15 protein-coding genes are annotated in these 20771 nt (G+C 70.5%); 6 read left to right on the forward strand and 9 right to left on the reverse strand.

Annotated elements, in window-relative coordinates:
- Window positions 1-8: 8 nt before the first annotated feature.
- Window positions 9-2246 (reverse strand): hypothetical protein, encoded by a 2238-nt coding sequence (locus ACIHAX_RS06985; RefSeq protein ID WP_397276230.1) that lies wholly within the window; start codon window positions 2244-2246, stop codon window positions 9-11.
- 315 nt (window positions 2247-2561) lie between these two features.
- Here ACIHAX_RS06985 and ACIHAX_RS06990 point away from each other — a divergent pair, with 315 nt between their 5' ends.
- Window positions 2562-3797, forward strand: a complete 1236-nt coding sequence (locus tag ACIHAX_RS06990) for a polysaccharide biosynthesis protein (RefSeq protein ID WP_355071355.1) — start codon at window positions 2562-2564, stop codon at window positions 3795-3797.
- 63 nt (window positions 3798-3860) lie between these two features.
- Here ACIHAX_RS06990 and ACIHAX_RS06995 read toward each other — a convergent pair whose 3' ends face one another.
- Entirely contained in the window at window positions 3861-5021 is a 1161-nt protein-coding gene (locus ACIHAX_RS06995; RefSeq protein WP_397276232.1) for a DUF3068 domain-containing protein, read from the reverse strand.
- A gap of 204 nt (window positions 5022-5225) precedes the next feature.
- Between ACIHAX_RS06995 and ACIHAX_RS07000 the strand changes: the two genes are divergently transcribed.
- A complete protein-coding gene (locus ACIHAX_RS07000) occupies window positions 5226-6410 on the forward strand; it encodes an acyltransferase (protein WP_355071358.1) in 1185 nt (394 codons plus the stop codon).
- A gap of 20 nt (window positions 6411-6430) precedes the next feature.
- Here ACIHAX_RS07000 and ACIHAX_RS07005 read toward each other — a convergent pair whose 3' ends face one another.
- From ACIHAX_RS07005 to ACIHAX_RS07025, 5 genes are all read right to left on the reverse strand, one after another.
- A complete protein-coding gene (locus ACIHAX_RS07005; protein ID WP_397276235.1) occupies window positions 6431-6931 on the reverse strand; it encodes a DinB family protein in 501 nt (166 codons plus the stop codon).
- Window positions 6932-7048: 117 nt separating this feature from the next.
- The gene (locus tag ACIHAX_RS07010) at window positions 7049-11431 is read right to left on the reverse strand and encodes an alpha-(1->3)-arabinofuranosyltransferase (RefSeq protein ID WP_397276237.1); all 4383 of its coding nucleotides are present in this window, start codon (window positions 11429-11431) and stop codon (window positions 7049-7051) included.
- Window positions 11412-11582, reverse strand: coding sequence for a DUF2613 domain-containing protein (locus ACIHAX_RS07015; protein ID WP_083880942.1), 171 nt, complete (start codon window positions 11580-11582; stop codon window positions 11412-11414). The genes ACIHAX_RS07010 and ACIHAX_RS07015 overlap by 20 nt, the downstream gene beginning before the upstream one ends.
- Window positions 11583-11731: 149 nt before the next feature.
- A complete protein-coding gene (locus ACIHAX_RS07020) occupies window positions 11732-12826 on the reverse strand; it encodes an isochorismate synthase MenF (RefSeq protein WP_397276239.1) in 1095 nt (364 codons plus the stop codon).
- Between the two features lie 135 nt (window positions 12827-12961).
- Window positions 12962-13435: a universal stress protein gene (locus ACIHAX_RS07025; RefSeq protein WP_364424870.1), complete on the reverse strand. Its 474-nt coding sequence runs from the start codon at window positions 13433-13435 to the stop codon at window positions 12962-12964.
- 174 nt (window positions 13436-13609) lie between these two features.
- On the opposite strand from ACIHAX_RS07025, the gene ACIHAX_RS07030 reads away from it, so the two are divergent.
- The 3 genes from ACIHAX_RS07030 (at window position 13610) to ACIHAX_RS07040 (ending at window position 16824) form a co-directional block, all read left to right on the forward strand.
- Window positions 13610-14773 (forward strand): glycoside hydrolase family 3 N-terminal domain-containing protein, encoded by a 1164-nt coding sequence (locus tag ACIHAX_RS07030; RefSeq protein WP_355071361.1) that lies wholly within the window; start codon window positions 13610-13612, stop codon window positions 14771-14773.
- Window positions 14774-14872: 99 nt separating this feature from the next.
- Window positions 14873-15472: a TetR/AcrR family transcriptional regulator gene (locus ACIHAX_RS07035; RefSeq protein ID WP_040870930.1), complete on the forward strand. Its 600-nt coding sequence runs from the start codon at window positions 14873-14875 to the stop codon at window positions 15470-15472.
- 119 nt (window positions 15473-15591) lie between these two features.
- Window positions 15592-16824, forward strand: coding sequence for a DUF5685 family protein (locus ACIHAX_RS07040; RefSeq protein WP_355072099.1), 1233 nt, complete (start codon window positions 15592-15594; stop codon window positions 16822-16824).
- A 115-nt stretch (window positions 16825-16939) separates the two neighbouring features.
- Here the strand turns inward: ACIHAX_RS07040 and ACIHAX_RS07045 are convergent, their stop codons facing one another.
- Together ACIHAX_RS07045 and ACIHAX_RS07050 are read right to left on the reverse strand one after the other, a co-directional pair.
- Window positions 16940-17830, reverse strand: a complete 891-nt coding sequence (locus ACIHAX_RS07045; RefSeq protein WP_355071364.1) for a MaoC/PaaZ C-terminal domain-containing protein — start codon at window positions 17828-17830, stop codon at window positions 16940-16942.
- A complete protein-coding gene (locus ACIHAX_RS07050) occupies window positions 17827-19185 on the reverse strand; it encodes a 3-oxoacyl-ACP reductase (RefSeq protein WP_397276241.1) in 1359 nt (452 codons plus the stop codon). Before ACIHAX_RS07050 ends, ACIHAX_RS07045 begins: the two co-directional genes overlap by 4 nt.
- A gap of 212 nt (window positions 19186-19397) precedes the next feature.
- On the opposite strand from ACIHAX_RS07050, the gene ACIHAX_RS07055 reads away from it, so the two are divergent.
- A complete protein-coding gene (locus tag ACIHAX_RS07055; RefSeq protein WP_355071367.1) occupies window positions 19398-20720 on the forward strand; it encodes an acetyl-CoA C-acetyltransferase in 1323 nt (440 codons plus the stop codon).
- Window positions 20721-20771 lie beyond the last annotated feature (51 nt).

The following is a 20771-nucleotide window of genomic DNA, read 5'->3' on the forward strand; positions in this document are numbered from 1 at the left end:
ATCGTGCGTCAGTTCCGTGATCGCGAGCGGAATCGTGCGCCGAGAGCGGTCAGTGTGCCTGCGACGAGCACCGCGACCCAGAGCAGGTGGGCCGTGGCGGCGACGGAGCGTTGTGTGGTCGTCGAGGTACCGCGCTCGACGACACCGGGCACGCGATACAGCGCCAGGTCCGCGTCCTCGTAGACCTGTTCGACCTGGGCGAGAGTCGACGCCGATGCGCCGACCGGTCCAGGGGTGGTCCGTTCGACGAGGATCCAGCCAACGCCGAGGCGGGCGAGGTCCGCGGGCGCGCCGCCGTGGAGCAGCAGGTTCTCCACTTCTCGTGCGCGGGCGCCTTCACCGGAGACGGTGCGTCCGCGCACCGGGAGTTCGCCCGTCTGCAAGACGTCGTTGGGCAGCATGCGCGGGGCGGGGTCGAGCACGGGAGCCGCGCCGCTGTAGCGGAACTTGCGGAACATTCCGCCCGGCAGCACCGCGACGTCGCCCGGACCGTCCATCCTTGCGGCGACCTGCTGCCAGCCGGCGGGATAGTGCACGGGCCGGACGGCTCCACCGACGCCCCAGGCGAGGTCGTAGAGCGGCAACACCATAAGCGCCACGAATACCGCTGTGACCGTTGCCGTCGTGGCCGGAGACGCCGTCGCGGGCCGGGCGGTCGTCGCGTCCGCGCGGGAAAGACGCCGAGCCGTCACCACGCACCCCGCCGCCGCGCACAACGCGAAAGCGGGCATGGCCAAGGCCGCGTACTTCTGGGTGTCGCGCAGCAGACCCGCGCCGGGAACGTGGGCGACCAGCCATTCCAGTGCGTGCATGCCCCACGTGGTCGCGCCGAGCGCGGGGAATAGGATCGCGATCACGGCGAGCAGCAGCAATGCCCGGCGGACGTGGCGGTTGTCGGGATCGGGGCCGCCGGTGGCGACGGAGCGCACGCCCAGCACGACTATCGCCAGCAGTACCAGCGTGCCGATCGCCGCCAGCGGTGTGGTGCGCGAGTCCGGTACCGCCTCGGCGTTCCAGATCCCGCCGAGACCGGCCAGGCTCCCGAGCGTGCCCAGACCGGGTTCGGCCCGCGCGGCGAAGGCCGCGATACCCGCGGGATCGGATGGCTCCGCGCCCGCGCCGGACAGCGCGGTCGCGGCCAGCCATGGCGCGGAGGCGGCCAGCCAAAGGACGAACGTCGCGGCGAGTTGACGTCGATGGACCAGGGCGAAAGCGGTCACGCCCGCCAGCAGCGCTCCGGTCGGAGTGAGTCCGGCCGCTGCGAGCGATCCGGCCAGGGCCGCCCAGGTGGATGCCGTTCGGACGGTCGCGCGCGGCGCCGCTGTGACGCTGAGCCGATTCGGCCCGCCTTCGCCCGCCGTGCCGGTTGGTACGGAGTTGCGCGGATGTTCGGCTGAATCGGCCGGAGCGGTGTCGTCGGAACGATGGGAGGAGCCGGGCGCGGCTGGTTGCCAGTGGGGCTCGGCTGCCGCTACCCCGCCGGGGTGTCCGGGTGGGTGACGCGTAGCCAGTGGTGGTTCGGCTCGGCCGGTCGACCCGGTGTGCTCACGGCCCTCGGTCGGTGCGACTCCGCTCGCACGATCGGACACGTGGTGCGTAGTCGCCGGCGCTTCCCATGGGACAGCTGTTTCGGAACGCGGGCCGTTACCGGTGATGTCAGCAGGCGCTTCGCTGGGGTGATCGATTGTGTCCGGGGTGCCCAGCGGATCGCCGTGCGGGGTGGACTCGGTGGTGTCGGCCGAGGCGGGTGTGTTCGAAGGGATCCGTCGGCGTCGCTTCGCAGTGGCCGTACCTCGAAGGCGGTAAGCGGCCAGCGCTGTCCACGGCAACGCCGCATAGCCCGCGAGCAGGCTCCAGTGTCCCTGGAGCAGCCGCTCGGCCACGTACGGATTCCACAACGCGACCGTCGCGGCGACCAGTTGCGGGCCGAGCGACGCGCGCAGCAATTCACGCGCGAGCGTCGCCGCTCCGTACGCCGCGGCCCACAGTGCGACGAGCAGAATCGCCTTGACCACCAGCCCGCCGTCCGCGAACGACGTCAGCGCCGCGAGCAGAGCGTCCTGTGGCACCGCCCGTGGCGCGGCGTCGCCGAGGCCGAGCGCCGCGTCGGTCGGATAGTTGCGCGGCGTGCTCACCGCGTCCCGCAACAACAGATACCCCGGCGCGAGCAACGGCCCCGCGACGAGCAGCGCACCGGCCGCGCTGTATGCCGCGACCACCGCTCGAGTCCGACTGCTCCCGCTCACGCCTGAGCACTGTACGTCCCGGCCACCACCGCCGCCGATCCAGCGGCGTCGGCGCGGAAATGTCACGGCTGAATCCGGGGGGACCGCGGGGGTGCTGTGTACCAGCGCCGTCGCAGCCGGCCGTACTCCGGTATCAGCTGGCGGGCGCACCGTCTGATCTGGGGTGATGTGCTGCCGCGAGGATGACGAGGACCAGGGTGGGTGCTGTGTGGTCGCGAGTCTGTCGAGGCCGAAAACTGTCGGGACGCCGGCGAGCGCATTGCCTGTCCCAGGTCCGGCGGGGCGCGACGGGCGGTGGTCCGTGCGAGTGGGACGATGGGCGGCGTGTCTGCTGTCCGTCGGTTTCCTGTGGTGGCGGATCTGACGTGGGTGACGGCCGGTGCGATGACCGCGAACGTCGCCGGGTATCTGCTGCAACTGCTGGCCGGGCGGTGGCTGGGCGTCACCGGGTACAGCGAGTTCGCGAGTCTGCTCGCCGTCCAGCTGCTGTGCGCGGTGCCCGCGCTGGCGTTGCAGAACGTGGTGGCCAGGGAACTCGTTCGCGGCGCGGGAACGGCGGCGCTGCGCGGGCTGCAGTGGCGCTGCGCGGTGATCGTCGCCCTGGTGGCCGCGGTGCTGGTGCCGCTGGTCGCCGTCACGTTGCATGCCGGAGTGGCCGCCACCGCGGCGGCACTTGGCGCGGCGCCCGCGCTGGTGCTGTTGTCCGGCGAGCAGGGCGTGCTGCAGGGCAGCAAGCGGTTTCGAGCGCTGGGAGTCGTGCTCGGCGCCGCCGGGGTCGCCCGGGTCGCGCCCGCGCTGATAATCCTCGCGCTGGGCGGCGGCGCGACGATCGCGCTGTGGGCCGCCGCATGCGGCATCGCGACGGCGGCAGTGCTGGCCAGGATCGTCGCAGGTGCGCCGTCCGAGCGCGCCCGAAACGAACCCGGCGAGGTCTCCGCGCCCGGAGTGCTGCCGGTCCTGCGGGCCGCCCAGGTGCAGGCGGCGATGATGGCTCTCTCGTCGGCGGACCTGATCGTGGTCCGGATCGTGCTCGACGACGTGGACGCCAGCCGTTACGCCCTCGGCACCATCGCCACGAAGATCGCCTTCTGGCTGCCGCAGGCGGTCGGTGTCGTGCTCTATCCGCGAATGGCGCAGCCGACGCACTCGGCGAGCGCGATCCGGGCCGCGCTGGCGGTGCTCAGCGGCATCGGTCTCGTCGCCGTGCTCGGGGCCGCGCTGGCCGCGCCGCTCGCCCCGCTGCTCGCGGGTGAGGACTACGCCCCGATCCAGGGCCTGCTGTGGTTGTTCGCGTTGCACGGCGCGCTGCTGGCCGTGCTGCAAGGCGCGGTGCTCTCGGCCATCGCCGTCGACCGCACTTCCCTCGCACTGGTCACCTGGCTGGGCCTGGTTGTCGAAGTCACCCTGATGCTGTCGCTGGCCCGCTCGATTCCGGCGCTGATCACCACGGCGGTATCGGTCGCGGCCACCACCACCGTCGTGGTCGCCGTCATGGTCCTGCGCGCGGCCGACCACACGGCGCGCCCCGAACCGCTGCGCCCGGTCGGCTGACCGAAACGAATTCGGCTCCCCCGCCGGAGGGCGGGGGAGCCGAATTCAGGAACGCTCAGCCGGTCAGGGCTGCTTATCGATCCGAATCTGTTCGGTCGGCGCGTCGTCGGCGCCGCGGTTGACGCGCGGGGCCGGGCTGGTCGGAGCCGAACCGCCCGGACGCTGGAACGGGGCCCCGCCCGCCCGCGCGGGCGTCGGAGCCGAGCCGCCGCGAATGCCGAGAACCACACCGACGATCAGCGCGATCACACCGAGGACGCCCAGGATGATCGGCAGGATCCGGCCGTACAGCGACAGCTTGTCGATGTTCTCCTTGGCCACCGAGAGCTGCGACTCGATCGTGTTCTCGTCGAACATCAGGTGCGACTTCAGCGCGGTGACCTCCGGCTTGTCCGCGGTGCGCGAGTAGTAGAGGTGCAGCGCCTCGCCGCCCTTGACGACCGTGCCGGTCTGCGGCTCCACCCACAGGTCACGGGTGTTGGTGTAGTAGCGGGTCATGGTCACCGGGGCATCGCCGCCCTCGACGCCCCACTTGGCGGCGGGCAGGCTCAGCCGGTTGGTCGGCGCCTGCACGACGTCCCAGAGGCTGGTGGCGGGCACCGACATCTGGAAGTGGTAGACCTTCGTGTTGTTGATCTCGGTCTCTTCGATGAAGTTCGCGTCGAAGGTCTTGCGAACGTTGAGATCGAAGTACGGGTAGGTCTTCTTCTCGGTGCCGATCGGGAATCGGTACTGCAGACCGGTGTGCTGCACCGGCTCCGCGATGCTCTGGCCCTCCAGGTTCGCGGTCACCGCGATCGAACCGTTCGGCTGGGTGCTGACGGGCTCACCGGTCACCCGGTCGATGGTCACCCGGTCGACGGTCGCGGTGAGCAGGCCGGTGTCGCCCTGCTTGTCGATGCGCCGCAGCGTCTGGCCCGCCTGCACCGTCATCTGGTGGGCGTCGGCCGGGTCCTCGACGGTGAGGAAGCGCTGCGAGACCAGCGGGACGTTGGTGTCGACCTTCGCCGAGCCTTCCGGAGCGGTCAGCGACTTGGAGTCGAGTACCAGGCTGTCCTCATTCTGCTGGTTCGTCGCGATAGTGGTGATCTCCAAGTCGAGGGGAGTTTTCGCCAGTTTGTCGACGGTGTAGGTCGGGATCATGATTGCGGCGACGATCAGCAACGCGCCGAGACCCACGAGCAGGCAGGCCACCGTCCTTCTGGTACCGGCACTCAGTGCCATGCAAACTCTCCTCGTCGTAGAACACAGGTCGCTCCGGCGAGTACTGCGGGCACGCCGCGGCACTCGTGAGCCCCGACACTAACAGTCCGATGTCGTACCATGCGGCGTCGAGGCCGGAAACGGCCGAGAAATCGCCCGAGTCTAGCGCGAAATCTGAAACGTCGGGTTATCAACTGTGGACCTGCCGAGGCAGACTGGAGCCCGATGACCGCAACCCTGCCCAGCACCGCGCCCGCGACCGAACGGGTGCGCCCCCGCGCGTTCGTGCCTGCCTTGGAAGGCATGCGCGGTATGGCCGCGCTCGGTGTGCTGCTGACCCATGTCGCCTTCCAGACCGGCGCAGCGGGCACGCCGGTCGTCGGACGGGTGTGGGGCCGGTTCGACATGGCGGTGGCGGTGTTCTTCGCACTGTCCGGCTTCCTGCTCTGGCGTCCGCACGCGGCGGCGGCGCGCGGACTCGACACCGCTCCGCCCGTGGGCTACTACCTGCGGCATCGTGCCGCCCGCATCCTGCCCGCGTACTGGGTGGTGGTGTGCGCGGTCCTGGTGCTGCTGCCAAGCGCCGCCGGAACCGCGGGCCTTCGGGTCTGGGTGTCGAACCTGGCGCTGTTGCAGGTATTCGTGCCGCTGACGCTCACCGACGGCCTTACGCAGATGTGGAGCCTCTCGGTGGAGGTGGCCTTCTATCTGGTGCTGCCGTTGCTGGCGTTCGCGCTGGTGCGCCTGCGCGGACCGGCGGCGCGGTGGCGGGTGCCGGTGCTGGTCGCCGTCGCCCTCATCAGTCTCGGCTGGAATTTCATTCCGGTCCCGACACCCGACGCGATCCACGCGGACAACTGGCTGCCCGGATATCTGCCCTGGTTCGCCGCGGGCATGCTCCTCGCGGAGCTCGCCGAACATAGCGTTCGGCTATCACGCTGGTGGAAATTTGGCGGGAATCAGCCCCTGATGTGGGCCGTCGCGGCGGTGGCCTTCCTGCTCGCGGCTACCGATCTGGCCGGTCCGGCGGGTCTGACCCGGGCCGAACCATGGCAGTACGCGGTGAAGATGGGGCTGGGCGCGATCATCGGCTTCGCGCTGCTCGCGCCGCTGGTGCTGCGGGACCCGGACGCGCGCGGGCATCGCTGGCTGGAGTCGCCGGTGGCCGCGACGCTCGGACGCTGGTCCTACGGCATCTTCATCTGGCACCTCGCGGTGCTGTCGATCGTCTTCCCGGTGTTCGGCATCCTGCCCTTCCAGGGCGACTTCGGTTACGTCCTTGTTCTCACGGTCGCCATCACCCTTCCGGTCGCCGCGGCCAGCTATGCGCTGGTGGAGGAGCCGGTGCGGCGCTGGGCTCGCCGCCGGGACCGGGTGCGACGGAGCTCCGAACCCGAGCCCGCGCCCTGATCGGCGGGTCCCGCTCGAAGTCAGCCGTCGAGTTGCCGGTGGATGTCCATCAGGTGGTGGCGCAGCTCGTGCAGGGTGTGCACCGCCAGCCAGCGCAGGGAGCGATCCGCGGGTTCGGGGTAGGGGAAGCCGAGGGTGCGTTCCCAATCGTCGTCGCCGAGTCGCTCCAGCACGTTGGCGAACAGCAGGGCGGCGTCACGGATCTGGCGGGCCACGTCGGCGGGGTTCTGCTGGGCGTAGCCGTCGTGCTCGACTCGTTCGTCCCGGCCCATCGCGGTGATGGGCGGGTTGTCCGAACGGCGAGCGGCCAGCACGCGTTCGCGCTGGGCCAGCAGCACATCCCGGACATGGCAGGCGTACTCCAGCGGCGACCACACATCGGGCTTGCCGCGCTCGCGCAACTTGACGCTGTCGGCGCCGAGCAGGTCGGCGTATTCCACGGCGTGCTCCCGCGCCAGCGACGGCACGTCGGCCGCCGAAGCCAAGTCGTAGACGAAACCGCATTCGGCACAGGTGTTCACGCGTGGTCACGTTAGCAACGGGTGCCGTTGCGGCGCACGGCGAATGGGCGTCTTGTCCAGCGGCGCCGCCGCGCGTTCGCGCGGGCCGAGGTCGCCGGCCGGCGCGCAGGCCGCGGGTCAGTGCTCTCCGGTCGGCGGATCGGTTTCGTCCGGCCGGATCGCGCCGGGCCGATCGGCGTGTTTCGGCCGAGGCAGCGCCGCGATGCCCACCGCGATGATCGCGAGCACCGCGGGCAGCTGCACCAGCACGGAGCCGCCCATATAACGGTCGGGCGAACGCCACGGGCCCGTGGACAGCGCGGCAGCGGACAGCATGGTGCCCATGCCCGCGACGACGACGAGCGCGCGCGGTGTGACAAATCGCGTGAAACGCGTTGCGGCCAAGGCGATCACCGTGGCGGCACCACCCACCGGACCTGCGATCACGGTGGCCGCGCCGGTGAGCCCGATCGCGCCCATCCAGCGACGGCCCCAGGTGCCGGGCACTTCGGTGCTCGAATTCGCCTGGTCGGTAGGCATACCCGCGGCAGGCCGCGCGCGGCGGGGAACGGCCAGCACCGCGAGCGGAAGGAGCAGCAGCAATCCGCCGAAGATGGCGAGGCGATACCACCGGTCGACCGGGAAGGTGATCGTCACCGGGCCGGTGGCATCGGCAGGCAGCAGCCAGGCTTGCTGCCAGCCATCGACCACCACGGGTTCGAGCACGCGCCCGTCCGCGCTGGTCGCGCGCCATCCGACATTGGTGCTCAGCGGCAGCACGAGCAGGCGGTCACCCGCGTTCGTCGGCGGTGCGGCGGCGGCTTCCGCCCCGGTTCGGTTCAGGCGCAGGCGATCCACGAAGAAGAGGTCGGTCGGACCGACCGCCACGTCGGCCCGGCCTTGCGGCAACGCGAGCTCCGGTGTGTCCGCTTCGTCCGTACACACCCGGGCGGGAACCGGCGCACCGGACCGCAATTCGCCGACGGTGGCGGTGACCGTGGTGCGCAGCGTCCGGCCGCCCGCGTCGATCGTCGGGCCGAGTGCGCACGGCACGGTGATCTCGCGGTCCAGCGCGGCGGCCTCCGGGTAGTCCGGTCCGATGACCGTCACCTCGGCCAGTCCGGGCGGCTGGGTCTGGACGAAACCCAGCGCGGTCTTGTCCAGCACCGGCTGCCAGGTCCGCATGCTCAACTCGATGCGGTCGGTCACCGTGGGATGCAGGGAGATCCGCGTCGGCGCGCCCCGGCCGTCGTCGTCCAGCTCGCGCACCTGCGGGCCGTCGCCGAGGTTGACCGTCACCGAGGTGGGCGCGGCGGGCAGACCGCCGAGCGAGGGAGTCAGTTCGAGGCCGGTCACCAGCGTGGGCTCGGGCAACTCGAGGGTGAGCGTCGGCCTGCCTGCGGTCGGCTCGCGGACCGAGTCCTCCGGTGCGGTCCAGCTCGTGCGCGGATCGCCGTCGGTCGCGGCGAATGCGGCCCCGCGCAGGTCGCCGACGTCGGCCTTGCCCCGGGCCACCGGCCTGGCGTGGTCGGTGAGCAGCGCCTCCAGTGCCGGACCTTGCCGGGTTCGGACGGTCAGTTCCGGGGCGACCGACATCGGTTCCGGGACGGTCAGCGTGCGCTGAAACGCCCCCGGTTCCTCCGGGGCCAAGGCGAGACCTTTACTGCAACGCACCCGGTCGGGCGCGTCGAAACAGGCACTGCGGCCGGGGAATTCCTGACCGAGATCCCATCCCCGCACCGGTGCGCCCGCGGGAGCCGACGGCACCACGGTGCGATGCCTGATGTCGACGCGGACGGGCGCGTTGCGCGTCGAGTAATCGTCCAGCGTGAGTTCGCTGATCCCGAATTGCCCTCCCGAGGAACCGTTCTCGGTGCGAATCGCGGTGATCTTCAGCCACTCGGTGCGGCCTGCGGGGAGCGAAACCGAGACCGGCGCACCGGGTTCGGGCACCCGCACCGAAACGGTGCCGTTCGCGGTGCGCACCTCGATCCATTTGACCGGGTCGCCGATGGCGGCCGAACTGGTGGTCAGGTTCAGTTGCCCGGCCTTGATCGGGTGGTCGAGATCGAGCCGGAGCCATTGGCCGAGGGCGTGCTCGGTGCCGTTGCTGATCCATGCGGTGGACGGATCGCCGTCGACGACGGCCGCGGTGGAACTTCCCGGGGCCGCGCCGCCGAGCTGGGTGGCGTCGGCGGCCGAGCTCGACGCGGTGACAGTGGCGCCCGACCACTCGCCGCGCACCAATTCGGTGCCTGACACCGGATAGTCGGGGACCAGGTTGAAGGTGCGGCGCGCGTCGTCGGGTGCGCGCAACGCGGAGTTGTGGTTGTCCACCCGGCCGAAATCGGCTTCGCGATCCATCGGCGTATCCGTGACCGTCACCGGGCCGAGCGGCAACCCGGCCTCGGTCGCGTCGGCGGTGAGCAAGGCGGGTGTCCGGGCGAGGCCGGGATCGCGGCGCATCCGCTCGAGCACTTCGGGGCCGCCCTGGATGACCGGGACGTCTCCGAGTGGGACGGTGTACGCGCCGGGGAAAGCCTCGGGCGCGCCGGTGCCGCTACGCACTTCCGCGGGTGTCCCGTGGCCCGGCGCGTCCACCCGGTAGATCTCGATCGCCGGGTACGGCGGGCGCAGGTCACCGTCGGCCACCAGGTCGTCGGCGATCACCACCGATTCGATGGGGTTGCCGAACTCGGCCGCCTTGTGCAGCCCGGGCGACCCGTCGAGCGCCTGATGGGCCAGCATCGGCCGGGTCGAGCGGGAGGTCTCCGGATCGAGGTCGTTGCGCAGGACGACGACGCCGATCCCTTGGGCGCTCAGCGTCGCGGCCAGTCCGGCCGATGGCCTGCCGTCGGCGATGAGCCGCTGCACCGAATCCATCGCGCGGATGGTGCCGGGCGGGTTCAGCGGCACCGCGTCGCGGATCGCCCACGGCGTTCGGGCCAGCGCTTGCAGTGGTTCGTCGCGCGTGAGTCCCCAGACCTGACTGCCGAAGGGCGCGCCGGGCACCACCAGGGCGCGCGTATCGGCGGCGTTGTGCTCGAGCCAGTCCGCGGTCTGCTGCCAGTACGCGGGTACCCGGTCGTAGGCGCCGCGCGGGGCGAGTTTGCCGGTCCAGGCCAGCGAGGTGGACAGGGCCAGCGCGGTGAGGATCAGCGCCGCGATCGCGACCGCGCGGTCCCGCTCCGGGTGCGCGAAAGCGCTCCGCCAAGACTTCAGCGGTACCGAGGCGGGCAGCGGAACCCGGGCGAGCAGCTGCGCCAGCCCCAGCACGAGCGGGATGCGGATCAACGGCTCCAGCTTGTGCACGTTGCGCAGCGGGGCGCCGCCGGAGTCCAGGAAGACGCGCACCGACTCCGCGAACGGTCCGCTCAGTTCACCGACGAACCCGGCGGTGATGCCGACCAGCCCGACACACAGGATCAGGACGAGCCTGCCGCGATACGGCATGGACCGCAGGGCCAGCCCCGCCATGCCCGCCGCCGCGACCAGCCCGGTGGCCAGCACCGCCGCGGGCTGGGTGACCAGCACCGCGCCCGCGATGCGTTCCGGCGAGACGAACGGCGTCCAGCTGTCGGTGCCGCGCAGCACCTCGCCGAGCGAGGCCCACTGCGTGGTCACGCCCGAGGACTCGATGTAGTCCAGGAACGGCGGACTCACCTTGCCGAGCAGCAGCAACGGCACCGCCCACCAGAAGGTGGCCAGCACCAGCAGCGGGATCCAGGCGGCGGTGAAGCGCCACCAACGCTGGTTGTAGCGAGAGAAGCCCGCTCGGGCGCCGTCGGACGCAGTCCGTCCACGGCCGGTCACAGGCGAAGCAGCCGCCCACCACAGCAGCGCAGGCAAAAAGGCGGCCACGGTCGCGACCGCGTTGACCGAGCCCATCAGAGCCAGCGCCAGCGCACTGCCCGCGGCGGACTCGGCCCCGCCCCGCCGCCGCTCGCGCCCGGCGACGCCGAGCGCGGCGGGCGCGAGCAGCACCCACGGCGCCAGCATCATCGGCAGCGTCTCCGAGGAGATCGACCCGACGGTGGTCAGCACTCGCGGCGACAACGCGAAGGCGAGCGCGGCGACGACGCGTGAGCCGCGCGTGCCGATGCCGAGCGCCTCGCACAGGCGCACGATCCCCCAGAATCCGGCGAGCAGCAGCAGCGCCCACCAGATCCGCTGCGTCACCCAGGCGGGCACGCCCAGCAGATGGCCGAGCGAGAAGAACGCGCCGTGCGGGAAGAAGTAGCCATAGGCCTGGTTCTGCACCTGACCCATCGGCGCCTGGCTGCTCCACAGATGGCTCGCGCGTTCCAGGAAGCCGAGCGGATTCTGCGCCAGGTCGTATTTCGTGTCGGCGACCGTGAGTCCGGGCGCCTGCACGAAGGTCAGCAGGAACGCCACGACGACGGTCGCGGCGAACCAACGTCTGCCCAGCGGCGCGGTGCTGTGCTGCCCCGGCGCCGCGGACGATCCGAGCGAGTCGGCGGGTGAAGCGGAGGTCAGCGGGTCAGCGGCTGCCGTACTCAACGTTGTTCAGCAGCGAGGAGTCCTTGTCGCCGCTGCGATCGATCTCCGGCCGCGAGTTCTGCTGGACCGCCATGGTGATGAGGAAGACGCTGAGCACGCCCAGCACGGCGCCCGCGACGGCACTCGCAACACCCGGGACAGCAAACTTCATCGCGGTACTCCAATACGTCGATGCAGGCACGTTCCCGGCCAACCTAGCAGGGCGTCCGGTATTTGTATGCGTTCAGGCCGCCGAATCTCCGCTGAACGCGCCCCGGCCGACGCTGGAGCGCCCGACGGACTGCCCGGAAAGCGGCCGCGTCAGCGGGCGGGGAGAGCGCAGTGCAGCGCGCCGAGCAGGGTGCGCAGTTTCGCGGTGGTCTCGTCGAGTTCCGCCTGCGGGTCGGAGGCCGCGACGATGCCGCCGCCCGCGTACGCCCGCACCGCGCGACCGTCGGCCGAGAGTTCCGCGCAGCGGATCGCGACCACCCAGACGCCGTCGCCGTCGGCGTCGCACCAGCCGACGGCGCCGCCGTAGAAGCCGCGGTCGTCCTCGAGGTGCGTGATGGTGTCCAGCGCCAGGTCGGTGGGGGTGCCGCAGACCGCGGGCGTTGGGTGCAGCAGCAGCGCCAGGTCCAATGCCGTGATCGTGCTGTCGCGCAGCCGCCCGGTGACGGGTGTCGCCAGATGCCACACCTCATGGGTGCTGATCAGTTCCGGGCTCTCCGGAATCGACAGCTCGGCGCAGATCGGCGCGAGCCGCTCGCGGATCCAGTCGATCACGAAGGCGTGCTCGTCCCGATTCTTGGTGCTCGCCAGCAGTTCCCCGGCCTGAGCGGCGTCGGCTTCCGGATCGGCTCGCCGTGGCGCGGTGCCCGCCAGTGGGCGCAGCGTCACCGTGTCGCCCTGCCGGGCGATCAGCACTTCGGGCGTCGCGCCGACCAGCGTCGCACCGGGGCGTCCGGCGGGGGTGAGATCGACCGCGAAGACGTTCGCGTGCGGATGCCGGGTCAGCAGGTGTCCCGCGACGACTTCCGGGTCGAGCGCGGACTGCGCCTCGGCCAGCACCGACCGCGCCGCGACCACCTTGCGCAGCGGTTGTGCGGGATCGTTGAGCTGCTCGACCAACTTGGTCACCCGCGCCACATGTTCGGCCGGGCTCGGGACCTCGGTCACCACGCGCACCGGCGGCAGCTCGGGCAACGCGGCGGGCCGCCATGGACCAGCGGTGTGCACGGCGCGCTCCGGCACGCTCAGCGCGGCAGGCTCCCGTGGATCGAAGGGCAGCGCGCCGACGACCAGCCGCGCACTGCCGTCCAGCAGCGCCGCCCGCGCTCGTCGCGCGTCGTCGAAGCAGACCCGGGTCCCGTGACCACGAACAACCCCGTCGGCCCGGGCAAGCAGGAACCCATCCATGCCCCCAACCTAGTGGGTGCGGTCGGACGTGGTCCGTCCTCAGCCCGCGCATGGCCGGAGCGAAGGCGGAGGTACGCGTAACCCCGTCGCCGCGCCCCACAGCGGTGGAGCGATCCATATCTCACGCGAGTGCGATCACGAGTTCTTGCCGGGCGGGACGAGCAGGACCGGGCGGTGACAATGCTTGAGGACGGCGTCCGCGACGCTGCTGTGCAGCAGCGCGCGGATGCCGGTGGCGCCACGGGTGCCTGCCACGATGATGTCGACGTCCAGTTCGTCGGCGCAGTCGACGATGGCGTTCCAGATGGTGGTGGCGCATTCGGCGGTGCGCGCCTCGGCGTTGAGACCCACCAGTTCGGCCAGCCGCACGCCCTCGGCGTTGATGGCGCGCGCGTCGACGTAGGCGATGTCCTCGATCTCGTCGTCCGGCACCCATTCCGGTTGCATCACTCCCGACAGCCCGGACAGGCGAGCCGCTTGCCGCACCATGGGCTCCCAGGCGGTGAGCACGATGGCCCGGTCGGCGGTGAGGAATCGCCCGGCGTATTCGACAGCGCGCTTGGCGTTCTCGGAGCCGTCGTAGGCGATGAGCATCAGATCGCAGGGCACGATGACCTCCTGGAAAGGACGCACGGCGACACCTCGAGATTACCCCTGGAGGCCCGCGTCGAGCGCTTGTTTTCGGGGGTCTACCTGCGGGTTCGCGGCCGCACCCGAGTTGCCTGCTCGGTAGGGACGTAGCGACTGCGGTCGCGCACGTCGCGGCGAGTACGGTTGACCTCTATGCGGAAGACGCCTCTGCTCGTCCTCGCCGTACTCGCCGCGGTCGCGACCGCCTGCTCGAACGGTGGCTCCACCGAGTCGGCCCCATCGAGCACAACCACCACCACCGACGCGACCACCGCCGCGGTCCCCGTCACCAGCTCGGCGCCGCCGGACTGCAACGCGGGATACCTCGCGCAGTTCACCACCCGCCAGAAGCTCGCCCAGTTGCTGACGGTCGGCGTCACCGGTGCGGCCGACGCCACGAACGTGGTGCGAAACGAGCAGATCGGCGGCATCTTCGTGGGCGGCTGGACCGACCAGGCGCTGCTCGCCTCCGGCCAGATCGAGCAGGTGAAGCAGGCTGCCAAGGTGCCGCTGATAGTGACCATCGATGAGGAGGGCGGCCGGGTCTCGCGGGTGCGCGACCTGATCGGCGCGGCGCCCTCGGCGCGGCAGACGGCGCAGACCATGAGCCCCGATGAGTTTTATAGTGCGACGCTGACCAGGGGTCGCGCGCTGAAGAATCTCGGTGTGACGGTGGATTTCGCTCCCGACGTCGACGTCAGTTCCCAGCCGGACGACTCCGTCATCGGCGACCGCTCCTTCTCCGACGACCCGGACGTGGTCACCCGCTACGCGGACGCCTACATCCGCGCCATGCGCGAGGTCGGCGTCGGCACGGTGATGAAGCACTTCCCCGGTCACGGATCCGGTTCGGGCGACTCGCACACCGGCGCGGTGCGCACCCCGCCGCTGGACCAGATGCAGAACACGGACCTGGTGCCGTTCCGCAACCTGATCGGCTCGGGCGCGGCCGTCATGGTCGGTCACCTCGACGTGCCCGGATTGACCACACCCAACGTCCCGGCCAGCATCAGCCCGGAAGCGATGCGTTTGCTGCGCGAGGGCACCGGCTACGGAGCCGCGCCGTTCCAGGGACCGATCTTCACCGACGATCTCGGTGGCATGGCCGCGATCACCAGCCGGATGTCGATCGAGGACGCCGTCGAGGCCGCATTGGTCGCCGGCGCGGACAGCGCCTTGTGGATCACCACCGACGCGGTGCCCCAGGTGCTCGACCGGCTGGAGCAGGCGGTTTCGAGTGGGCGACTGCCGATGGCCCAGGTGGATGCTTCGGTGTTGCGGTTGGCCGCGTACAAAGGTGCGTTGCCGCGCTGCTGAGGCGCGCCGCACGGTCGGGTCGGGCGACTGGTGAGCAAATCGGACCGCCGGAACTTACCTTGGAGTAATATATGAGATTCACCTGTGGTAGGAGTGTGGATGGCGGGCGGTACGAAGCGGCTTCCGCGGGCGGTACGCGAGCAGCAGATGCTCGACGCCGCCGTGGAGGTCTTCTCGCGTAAAGGCTTCCACGACACGTCGATGGACGCGATCGCCGCCGAGGCGAAGATCTCGAAGCCGATGCTGTATCTGTACTACGGCTCCAAGGACGAACTGTTCCGCGCCTGCATCCAGCGCGAGGGGCTGCGGTTCATCGAATCCGTCGCGCCCGCGGGCAACCCGCTGCTCACGCCGCACGAGCAGGTGCGCACCGCGCTGGAGGGCTTCCTCGGCTTCGTCGACCGCAACCGGCGCTCCTGGCAAGTGCTCTACCGGCAGGCCATCGGCCAGCAGGCGTTCGCCTCGGAGATCGAGAACGCGCGCGAACGCGTCATCGAGCTGACCGCAAAACTGCTGGAGTCCAGCGCCAAGCACGCCGAGCCGGGGACGAACTTCGACGTCGTCGCGGTCGCCGTGATCGGCGCGGGCGAGGCCATCGCCGACCGGCTGGCCAGCGGCCGGATCGAGGTCGCCGAGGCCGTCGACCTGCTCGACGATCTGGCCTGGCGCGGTCTCGCCGGCCGGAAGAAAACCGAGTAGCCCGCCCATCGCCCGGATCGGTTGCTTCCGCGCCGCCCCCCTGCCAAAGTGCGTGAGTTCGCACAGCGCGGACCGGCTCGTCCGAAGAGCCGGGGAGAAACGGGGCGGAATTGTTCGGGTTGCTCAGGCCGTGTGCGCACGGCGCTCAGAAGTATGGAATCGATGCGGCCGAATGGCGGGCGCATCTGTGCGGTTTGTGTCTCGGCTTGCGCGACGGGCACGGTCAGCTCGCCCGCGCCACCACCAACAAGGACGCGCTGGTGCTGAGCATGCTCACCGAGGCCCAGTCCGGACCGGCGGCACGCACCACCGCGGCGCCGTGCCCGCTGCGCGGAATGCGCCGCGCGTCGGTGGTCGCCGCGGGCGCGCCCGGCGTCCAGCTCGCCACCACCGCGTCGTTGTTGTTGGCTGCGGCCAAGATTCGCGATCACGTGGACGACGGTGAGGTGGTCGCGCTCGCGCGCGGGCCGCTGGCGAAAGCCGCGACGCGATGGCACCGCGAGGCTCGCGCGGGCGCGGACCGGATCGGTCTGGACGTCGAACCGCTCGTCGCGGCGCTCGCCGCGCAGGTGCGTTTGGAGCAGGAGGCGAAGGAGCTGGTCGCCGTGGGCGGGGCTGGTTTCGCGCCGGAATCCCTTGCCCATTCCTCGCATTGGCGTTCCGCGATGTCGCCGTCGGCCGACCCGATCGACCGGTTGACCGCACCCACTCAGCTGTGCGCGTCGGAGTTCTTCGCCCACACAGCTGTCTTGGCCGACCGCACGGACAACGTCGACGCGCTGCGGGAGGCGGGATGGCAGTTCGGCCGGATCGCGCATCTAGCCGACGCCGTAACCGACTATGACGATGACGCCGCCCACGACCGCTTCAACCCTCTCGCGGCTACTGGAACCAGCCTGCCCGAGGCCTACGACCTGATGCGGCAGTCGAATTCGCGCCTGCGCGCGGCCGTCGCGGCGGCCGAACTCAGCCGGGTTCCCACCGTACGCTGGATGCTGCTCGACCCGCTGACCGCGGTGCTGCGGCGGCTCGGCGGCGGGCTCGGCGCGTTCGCCGCCCACACTTGCTCGGTGTCGCCCGAAGGGGCCGACATCCGCGCCCACGCGCACGGAACCCGCCACCGCCCGCCGACCCGCCGCCCTGGCATCGGTGAATCTCTCGCGCTCATCCTGGGCGCTTACTGCACCGGCTACGCGTGCTGCGCCGACCACACGCAACCGTGTACGGGCGAACGCAAGGACGCGTGGATCAAGAACTGCGACTGCGGAGATTGCGGAGATTGCGGCGGGTGTGATTGCAGTTGTTGCGATTGCGGGGATTGCAATTGCTGCGACTGCGGTTGCGACTGCTGATCCGTGCTGGAGCGGCGAGCCGGCCGCTCCCGTGCGAGAGGCACGGCCGACCTCGCTGAAAAGCGCGAAGCCGCATCCTGATTCGTGGGAATCGGGATGCGGCTTCGCGGAACGTTCAGCGCAGGGTCGCCGTCAGGTGCGGGTACCCCTTCTTCGGGTGGAGCAGCGCCAGATCCCAACCGCCTTCGACCTGATCGGCATACAGGTTGACGGCGGAGGGCAGCAGGATCGGCTTGCCGAACTTGACCGAGTACGTGGTCTGCTCCGGAATGCGTCCCTCGACCGCCCCGAGAATCGTCGCCGCCGACCACATGCCGTGGGCGATCGATCGCGAGAAGCCGAACGCCTTGGCGCCCAATGCCGAAGTGTGGATCGGATTGTGGTCACCGGACGCGGCCGCGTACCGGGTGATCGTCTTCTGATCCACCCGCAGGGTGCGCAGCGGCGGCGGCGGAACCTCCTCCGGTTTGGGCTCCGGTTTCGGCCCGCCCGACAGCGAGGTGCGCTGCTGGTGCAGGAACGTGGTGACCTGGTGCCACACCTGCTCCCGGCCCACCTTCACATCGCTGATCGCGTCCACGAGCAGGCCCTTCGGGTGCTCGCGCAGGTTCTCGATGTGGGTGCGGATGTCCAGCGGCTCGCTCACCGAGATCTCGCGGGTGCGCTCGATGACGTTCTGCGCGTGCACCGCGCCCACCGCCACGAACGGGAAGTCCCGCGCCACCACCAGTTGCATCGCCAGCGGGAAGGTGAGGATGAACGGGTAGGTCAGCGGCAGCGCGTCGCCGAACCGCAGCCCGGTCGCGCGGCAGTAGGCGGCCAGATGATCCGGGTCCACCCGCAGCCCGTCGAGCCGGACGGCCCGGTCCGGCAGCGTCGGCTTGCGCGCCGACAGCAGCGGCACCGCGCCGAGCGCCGCCTTGACGAACAGGCGGTTGTTCTTCGGCGGTTCGGTGAGGGCGATCACCTGGGTCTTCTCCTTGCCTGCCGGAGCCTGGGCCATCATGCTCCGATCAGGCTCTGTCCGCAGACCCGCACGACGTTGCCGGTCACCGCGCTCGACGCCGGGCTCGCGAAGTAGGCGATGGTCTCGGCGACGTCGACGGTCTGGCCGCCCTGCAGCAGCGAACTCATCAGCCGGCCCGCTTCCCTGGTGGCCAGCGGGATGGCGGCGGTCATCGCGGTCTCGATGAAACCCGGCGCGACGGCGTTGATGGTGATGTTCTTCTCCGCCAGCTTCGGCGCCTCCGCGTTCACCATGCCGATGACGCCCGCCTTGGACGCGCCGTAGTTGGTCTGCCCGCGGTTACCCGCGATGCCCGCGATCGAGGACACGTCGATCACGCGACCGCCCTCCTTCAGCGCGCCCTTGGCCACCAGCCCCTCGGTGATCCGGTGCGGAGCGGCCAGGTTGACGTTGATGACCGCGTTCCAGCGGCCCTCGTCCATGTTCGCCAGCAGCTTGTCCCGGGTGATGCCCGCGTTGTGCACGACGATATCGATGCCGCCGAAACGTTCGGTGGCGAACTCGGCCAGCTTCTCCGCCGCGTCGGGCGCGGTGACGTCGAGCGCGAGCGCGGTGCCGCCCACCTTGTTCGCGGTCTGCGACAGCGCCTCGCCCGCCGCCGGGATGTCGGCCACGATCACCTGGGCCCCGTCGCGGGCGAACACCTCGGCGATGGTGGCGCCGATGCCGCGCGCGGCGCCGGTCACCACCGCGACCTTGCCGTCCAGCGGGCGGTCCCAGTCGGTGGGCGCGCTCGCGTCGTCCTTGCCGACCCGGATGACCTGGCCGTCGACGAACGCCGACTTGGCCGAGAGCAGGAAGCGCAGGGTCGACTCCAGGCCGGTCGCCGCCGCGGACGCCTCCGGGTGCAAATAGACCAGCTGGGCGGTCGAGCCGCGCAGCAGTTCCTTGGCCACCGAGCGGGTGAAGCCCTCCAGTGCGCGCTGCGCGATCTGCTCGTCGATGCCGGAAGCCAGCTCGGGAGTGGTGCCGATGACCACGATGCGTCCGGAGGAGGTGAGGCTGCGCAGGGCGGGCTGGAAGAACTCGAACAGTTGCGAGAGGTCCTCGATGGTGCCGACGCCGGTGGCGTCGAATACCAGGGCGCCGTACTTGGTGCCCTGGCTCAGCGCATCGGCGAAGGTGTAGTCCGACAGCAGGGCGCGCACCGGCTCGGCGACGCGGCCCTTGCCGCCGATCAGCACCGGCCCGGACAGCGGCGGCTCGCCTTTGACGTAGCGGCGCAGCTTCTCCGGCTTCGGAAGGCCGAGCTTGCCGGCCAGGAACGCGCCAGGCGCGGAGTGTACGAACGATCCATAGAGGTTGGGAGCACCCTTGCTCTTGCTGGCTGCCACTATTCCTACCTTTTCTGAGTTCTGGCTCTCGGGTCTGGGGTATCGCCCCGGCGTGGTCTGCTGGCGCACTTTTGCGGGGGTATGTGTCGACATTAAACTTACTCCAGAGTAAGTTTAATGTAAACAACCGCGACGGGGCGCCGAGCAGCGCGGAGATATCCGTGCTCCACCGGGCCGCCGGGACACCCATCCACGAGACCTTGGAGACTCGAGTGACTAGCAAAGCCCGTTCGGCGAAGAGTGCCGCCAAGACCGGTAGGACCACCCGCCCGGTCGCGATCGTCGGTGGCAACCGGATTCCGTTCGCTCGCTCCGACAAGGCGTACGCGCACGCCTCCAACCAGGACATGTTCACCGCCGCGCTGGACGGGCTGGTCAGCCGTTTCGGCCTGCAGGGCGAGCGGCTCGGCATGGTCGTCGGCGGCGCCGTGCTCAAGCGAGTCGGCGAGCACGGCCTGATCCGGGAGAGCGTGCTCGGCAGCAAGCTCAGCCCCTACACCCCGGCGCACGACCTGCAGCTGGCCTGCGGCACCGGCCTGCAGGCGATCGTCACCGTCGGCGACGCGATCGCCGCGGGCCGGATCGAAGCAGGCGTCGGCGGCGGTACCGATACCACCTCCGACGCCCCGATCGGCGTCAGCGAGGGCATGCGCGAGTGGATGCTCGACGCCAACCGCGCCAAGACCAACAAAGACCGCCTCAAGCTGGTCGGCCAGCTGCGCCCGAGCATGCTCGGCATCGAGATCCCGCGCAACGCCGAGCCGCGCACCGGGCTGTCCATGGGCGAGCACGCCGCCATCACCGCCAAGGAATTCGGCATCCCGCGCGAGGCGCAGGACGAGCTGGCCTATCTGTCGCACAAGAACATGGCGGCCGCCTACGACCGCGGTTTCTTCGATGACCTGATCACGCCGTTCCTCGGCCTGACCCGCGACGACAACCTGCGGCCGAATTCCTCGATCGAGAAGCTGGCGACGCTGAAGCCGGTCTTCGGCGTCAAAGCCGGTGACGCGACCATGACCGCGGGCAACTCCACCCCGCTCACCGACGGCGCCTCCGCGGTGCTGCTGTCCAGCGAGGAGTGGGCCGCCGAGCGCAAGCTGCCCGTACTGGCGCACCTGGTGGACAGCGAGGTCGCCGCGGTCGACTACATCCACGGTCCCGACGGCCTGCTGATGGCCCCGACCTACGCGGTGCCGCGCCTGCTCGCCCGCAACGGCCTGACCCTGCAGGACTTCGACTACTACGAGATCCACGAGGCGTTCGCCTCGGTGGTGCTGGCCACCCTGACCGCGTGGGAGTCCGACGCCTACTGCAAGGAGCGCCTCGGCCTCGACGGCGCGCTGGGCTCGATCGATCGCAGCAAGCTGAACGTCAACGGATCGTCGCTGGCCGCGGGTCACCCGTTCGCCGCGACCGGCGGCCGTATCGTCGCCGCCACCGCGAAGCAGCTGGCCGAGAAGGGCTCCGGCCGCGCGCTGATCTCCATCTGCGCCGCGGGTGGCCAGGGCGTCGTGGCGATCCTCGAGCGCTGACCGATCGCACACCGCGAGGTGGTCCGACCGGAATTCCGGTCGGACCACCTG

The organism is Nocardia sp. NPDC051929 (assembly GCF_044548645.1).
Taxonomy (GTDB): domain Bacteria; phylum Actinomycetota; class Actinomycetes; order Mycobacteriales; family Mycobacteriaceae; genus Nocardia; species Nocardia sichangensis.

What these genes read in the sequence shown, in the direction of transcription:
- ACIHAX_RS07030 (WP_355071361.1), top strand. Translation starts at nt 13,610, where the DNA reads ATGCGGAAGACGCCTCTGCTCGTCCTCGCCGTACTCGCCGCGGTCGCG.
- ACIHAX_RS06995 (WP_397276232.1), bottom strand. Translation starts at nt 5,021, where the DNA reads ATGGCACTGAGTGCCGGTACCAGAAGGACGGTGGCCTGCCTGCTCGTG.
- ACIHAX_RS06990 (WP_355071355.1), top strand. Translation starts at nt 2,562, where the DNA reads ATGGGCGGCGTGTCTGCTGTCCGTCGGTTTCCTGTGGTGGCGGATCTG.
- ACIHAX_RS07035 (WP_040870930.1), top strand. Translation starts at nt 14,873, where the DNA reads ATGGCGGGCGGTACGAAGCGGCTTCCGCGGGCGGTACGCGAGCAGCAG.
- ACIHAX_RS07000 (WP_355071358.1), top strand. Translation starts at nt 5,226, where the DNA reads ATGACCGCAACCCTGCCCAGCACCGCGCCCGCGACCGAACGGGTGCGC.
- ACIHAX_RS07045 (WP_355071364.1), bottom strand. Translation starts at nt 17,830, where the DNA reads ATGATGGCCCAGGCTCCGGCAGGCAAGGAGAAGACCCAGGTGATCGCC.
- ACIHAX_RS07020 (WP_397276239.1), bottom strand. Translation starts at nt 12,826, where the DNA reads ATGGATGGGTTCCTGCTTGCCCGGGCCGACGGGGTTGTTCGTGGTCAC.
- ACIHAX_RS07015 (WP_083880942.1), bottom strand. Translation starts at nt 11,582, where the DNA reads ATGAAGTTTGCTGTCCCGGGTGTTGCGAGTGCCGTCGCGGGCGCCGTG.